This window comes from Pantoea sp. CTOTU49201 (assembly GCF_032054795.1).
GTDB lineage: Bacteria > Pseudomonadota > Gammaproteobacteria > Enterobacterales > Enterobacteriaceae > Pantoea > Pantoea symbiotica.
Genome location: NZ_DAMBSA010000258.1, coordinates 2,169 through 6,925, shown reverse-complemented (window position 1 = coordinate 6,925; position 4,757 = coordinate 2,169). Strand labels below are relative to the sequence as shown.

The 4,757-nt window shown below is 53.5% G+C and carries 4 protein-coding genes and 2 tRNA genes; 3 read left to right on the top strand and 3 right to left on the bottom strand.

Going from position 1 to position 4,757, the window contains the following annotated elements; all coding sequences use genetic code 11:
• Positions 1-328 precede the first annotated feature (328 nt).
• Positions 329-1,750: a glutamate--tRNA ligase gene (gene gltX, locus RTY00_RS16805; protein ID WP_312665196.1), complete on the top strand. Its 1,422-nt coding sequence runs from the start codon at positions 329-331 to the stop codon at positions 1,748-1,750.
• Positions 1,751-1,785: 35 nt separating this feature from the next.
• On the opposite strand, the gene RTY00_RS16800 is transcribed toward gltX, so the two are convergent.
• Together RTY00_RS16800 and RTY00_RS16795 are read right to left on the bottom strand one after the other, a co-directional pair.
• Positions 1,786-2,139 (bottom strand): YfeC-like transcriptional regulator, encoded by a 354-nt coding sequence (locus RTY00_RS16800; RefSeq protein ID WP_008102134.1) that lies wholly within the window; start codon positions 2,137-2,139, stop codon positions 1,786-1,788.
• 111 nt (positions 2,140-2,250) lie between these two features.
• Positions 2,251-3,039 carry a formate/nitrite transporter family protein gene (locus RTY00_RS16795; protein ID WP_008102137.1) on the bottom strand — a complete coding sequence of 263 codons (789 nt, stop codon included), beginning with the start codon at positions 3,037-3,039 and terminating at the stop codon, positions 2,251-2,253.
• 361 nt (positions 3,040-3,400) lie between these two features.
• Between RTY00_RS16795 and RTY00_RS16790 the strand changes: the two genes are divergently transcribed.
• Positions 3,401-3,476, top strand: a tRNA-Ala gene (locus tag RTY00_RS16790).
• A gap of 42 nt (positions 3,477-3,518) precedes the next feature.
• Positions 3,519-3,594 (top strand) — tRNA-Ala (locus RTY00_RS16785).
• A 126-nt stretch (positions 3,595-3,720) separates the two neighbouring features.
• Here RTY00_RS16785 and RTY00_RS16780 read toward each other — a convergent pair.
• A partial coding sequence (locus RTY00_RS16780; RefSeq protein WP_312665195.1) for a rhodanese homology domain-containing protein occupies positions 3,721-4,757 on the bottom strand: 1,037 nt, incomplete at its 5' end.

Here is a 4,757-nt window from a genome sequence, read left to right as displayed (position 1 = left end):
AACCGCCGACCCCCTCCTTGTAAGGGAGATGCTCTACCAACTGAGCTAATCACCCCCGCTGTGTGGAGTCGCATTATAGGGATCCTTCAAAGTGAGTCAACGGTTTTTAAAACTTAAATGTGCGTTCGCTTTAAAAATAATCATCGTGGGGCGCTTTTCGCCAATGTGCTGGTTTTATTAGCAGAAAAGCGCACAGCAAACCGGGATGCCACCGCGACAATCATTGAGGAATCAGCCTCACCTGCTAGAATGTGCGCACTGTTTTTTCGCGTTAACCCGTTTTTTTGTCATCCAGACAATGAAACCTGCGCATTTAAGGCAATGCTGAATGAAAATCAAAACTCGCTTCGCACCCAGCCCAACGGGCTATCTGCACGTAGGCGGTGCTCGTACTGCTCTTTACTCCTGGCTTTATGCTCGCCATAACAAGGGCGAATTTGTTCTGCGTATCGAAGATACCGATCTGGAGCGTTCCACACCGGAAGCCATTGAAGCCATCATGGATGGTATGAACTGGCTGAGCCTTAACTGGGATGAAGGTCCGTATTATCAGACCAAGCGTTTTGATCGCTATAACGCGGTGATCGACGACATGCTGGAAGCGGGCACGGCTTATAAATGCTACTGCAGTAAAGAACGTCTTGATGCGCTGCGTGAAGAGCAGATGGAAAAAGGCGAAAAGCCGCGTTATGACGGCCGCTGCCGCGACAGCCATGAACATCACGCTGCTGATGAGCCGTGCGTGGTGCGCTTCCGCAACCCGCAGGATGGTTCTGTCATCTTTGACGATCAGATTCGTGGCCCGATTGAATTCAGCAACCAGGAACTGGATGACCTGATCATTCGTCGTACCGACGGTTCGCCAACCTACAACTTCTGTGTAGTAGTGGATGACTGGGATATGGGTATCACTCACGTGATTCGTGGTGAAGACCATATCAACAACACGCCACGCCAGATCAACATCCTGAAAGCGATCGGTGCAGAAGTGCCAACCTACGCGCACGTCTCGATGATCCTTGGCGATGACAGTAAGAAGCTGTCTAAGCGTCATGGCGCTGTCGGCGTGATGCAGTATCGCGATGACGGTTATCTGCCGGAAGCGCTGCTCAACTATCTGGTGCGCCTCGGCTGGTCACATGGCGATCAGGAGATTTTCAGCGTGCCGGAAATGGCAGAGCTGTTCACTCTGGATGCGGTGAGCAAATCGGCCAGTGCTTTCAATACTGAAAAACTGCAGTGGCTGAACCATCACTACATTAATACGCTGCCGCCAGAATATGTTGCTACGCAGCTGCAATGGCATATTGAGCAGCAAAAGATAGATACCCGAACTGGTCCGGAACTGGCTAAGCTGGTTACCTTGCTGGGCGAGCGTTGCAAAACTCTGGTAGAGATCGCGGCATCTTGCCGTTACTTCTACGAAGAGTTTGAAGCCGTTGATGCTGACGCAGCGAAAAAGCATCTGCGTCCGGTCGCGCGTCAGCCTCTGGAAGTGGTACGCGACAAACTGGCCGCCATCAGCGACAGCAACTGGAACGCTGAGAATGTGCATCATGCTATTCAGTCTGCGGCAGATGAGCTGGAGCTGGGCATGGGCAAAGTGGGTATGCCACTGCGTGTGGCAGTGACCGGTTCAGGCCAGTCACCGGCGCTGGATGTGACGGTGGAAGCGATTGGTCGCAGCCGCAGCGTTGCGCGTATTGAGAAAGCGCTGGCCTTCATCGCTGAGCGTGAAGCAAACGCATAATATGAAAAAGCCGGAAGCATCTGCTTCCGGCTTATTTATTCTTCCTGAATCCCCAGACGCTCCAGTACGCCTCGAATTCCCTCCCGCAATAACAACGCCGCAAATTGCTCTTGCTCCGCTGCCGTCATTTGCTGGACAGAATTTATTAATAACGCAGGTAACGTATTTTGTTGTGCACCGTAATTAGCCGCCGGTTCGTTCGCGTGGCGGGTGGACTGAACAAAGCTCTTTACACGCTCATCAATATGGATCAATCGCGCTTTACCGCCCTGAACACCGGGCTTTGGCGTAGTTGTCCAGTTTTCACGTTTAATCCATTTATTCACCGTTTGCCGACTGTAGCCCGTTTCCAGCGCGAGCTCCTCGGGGGTAAGCCATTCCTTTTTCACGATGCAATCCCTGTTAAATACATTAGCTCTACATATTACAACAAAACGTAACGGGGAAAAGTAACCTGGGCAGAAAATGCCTTCTGCTCTCCAACAAAAGGCAAAATTCGGTTATTGCGCTTCGCTCACTGCGGGTTGTTCAGGACGGAAAGCGATGAAATAGGTGAGGCCAACAAAAATTGCACCGCCCACGCCGTTACCAAGGAACACCGCAATTACGTTTGGCGCAAACTCCGCCCAGCTCATCTGGCCGGCAAAAATCGCCGCCGGAACAATAAACATGTTAGCGACAACGTGCTGGAAGCCAATCGCCACGAACGCCATTACCGGGAACCACATACCGAAGATTTTACCCACCACATCTTTACTGGCGAAGGCGAGCCACACCGCCAGACACACTAGCCAGTTGCAGCCTACGCCGGAAATAAAGGCGTGCAGGAAATCGGCATTCACTTTAGCGTGCGCAATCGCCACGGTTTTCTTCAGGTAATCGCCTTCGGTCATGCCCAGCATGTGACCAAAAAACCATGCTACCGCAACGCTGCCAATAAAATTGGCGACGGTAACCCAAAACCAGTTACGCAGTACGCTGAAGCCGCTTATGCGACGAGCGAACCAGGCGATGGGCATCGTCATCATATTGCCGGTCAGCAGCTCACCGCCCGCCAGCACCGTCATGATCAACCCGACCGGGAACACCGCAGCGCCGAGCAGCACGCCGAATGAGCCCCATTCAGCAGGCAGTTGATTAATCACATGCAGATCAAGCAGGAAACCGGTAGCGATAAACGCACCGGCCATAAAGCCAAGAATTAACAAGGTGGAGATAGGAAGGCGGCTTTTAGCCACGCCAGCTTGAATCGCCAGTTGGGCGATCTCTTTAGGTGTATGCAGCGACATAATTCACTTTTCTTATATGGATTAATGGGGACGTTGCTGGCCGGTCATTGAGAGAACACCCTGGCAGGATGACCGGTTAATTAGCGCGCTAAGTTTTACACGCACTTTTAACGAAAACAAGACTGCTACTAACATCTTTAACCTTAAATTAACGCTGGGTTGAGGTTGGGTTTGGTGGCATTGCAGGATGGCGCATATAAATAGAGGCGATTTGGGATGAAGTGTAGAAATAAAAGCCATGCTGACGCGGGGTTGACGCCTTTTTCAGCGATCAAACACAGAACGAGAATTTGACGTTGACACTCAAGAGGCGGTTTCATATTATCCCGTCCGTCGAGTTTACTCGGCAGTTTTTCGGTTCGGGGGTATAGCTCAGCTGGGAGAGCGCTTGCATGGCATGCAAGAGGTCAGCGGTTCGATCCCGCTTATCTCCACCAAACCGCTCCCAACGGTTTGACCGAAAAATGATTTCCAGATGTGGGGGTATAGCTCAGCTGGGAGAGCGCTTGCATGGCATGCAAGAGGTCAGCGGTTCGATCCCGCTTATCTCCACCAAATCTCTGTTCGTTCTGAACACATTCAAAAAATCACCTTCTAAACGCCACGCAATAAATTGCGGTTTTGTCGTTTGTAGGGTCGCCATTCATGGCGACCACATTACTGCATAACGCGGAATTATTGTCAGGCCGTAACAGCTTGCGGCTGCAATTGCAGAACACGGAAACCATGCGTGCCATCGCGATCCAGCTGCGCCACTAAACCGTATTCCCAGTTCAGATACGCCTGCATCACGCCCGCCTCAATATCGGTGCCTTCATACGGGCGACGATAGCGATCGATGGCCGGTGACAGCAGTTGCTGCTCTCCTTGCTCCGTTGGCAAACCCGCGCCGCGCCAGGCAGCGTTACCGCCTTCCAGCACAAACACCGGTTTACCGGTCAGCTCAGCCACCTGTTCCACCGCATAGCCCGCCAGCAGGCTGCTGCCACAGGTTAATACATAGCGACGCGCCTCCGGCAACAACGCTTTGCCTTGCTGTTGCAGAGTAGAGCGCAGCAACCAGGCCGCGCCCGGAATATGGCTGTTGAGATGGTTTGCGCGCGTGGTGAAATCCAGTACCTGCGTTTGCCCTTCCTGCAACCATTCCGCTAACTGCTGCGGTGAGATGAATTCGGGTTGAGCGACGGGCGGCACCTGCGCTTTCCAGTTACCGCTTTCACTGAAATCACTGGCCTGCAGCTCCTCCAGCACCGAAACCTGCCAGCCAAGCTGCGCCAGCCAGGATGCGGTCATATTGGCGCGCACGCCGTCATCATCAATCAGCACGATGCGTGCACCGCGCACGCTGGCGTAATGATCGGTCTCCTGCACCAGTTGACCACCCGGCACGTGACGGCTGCCCGGCAAATGCCCGGCGGCGTACTCGTCGGCATTACGTACATCGAACAGATAAGTGGTGCGCGTCTCCTGCTGCCAGCGTTTCAGCGTGGCAAGTGGAATACGTTCTACACCGGCGCGATCGGCGATGCTGCGCGCATTGTTCGCCGCCTGACGCTGAGCCGTTTCGCTGGTATCGCCATAACGACGCGACTGGCCTTGATCCAGCGCATGTCCGGCCAGCGTCCAGCCGATGGTGCCATTGCGCAGCGCGAACACCGGATTGCGAATCCCGGCGTTCACCAGCGATTGCGTGCCAATGACGCTACGCGTGCGACCGG

Excerpts from the sequence above, each read along its gene's own strand:
- gltX (WP_312665196.1), top strand. The coding sequence starts at position 329 with ATGAAAATCAAAACTCGCTTCGCACCCAGCCCAACGGGCTATCTGCAC.
- RTY00_RS16795 (WP_008102137.1), bottom strand. The coding sequence starts at position 3,039 with ATGTCGCTGCATACACCTAAAGAGATCGCCCAACTGGCGATTCAAGCT.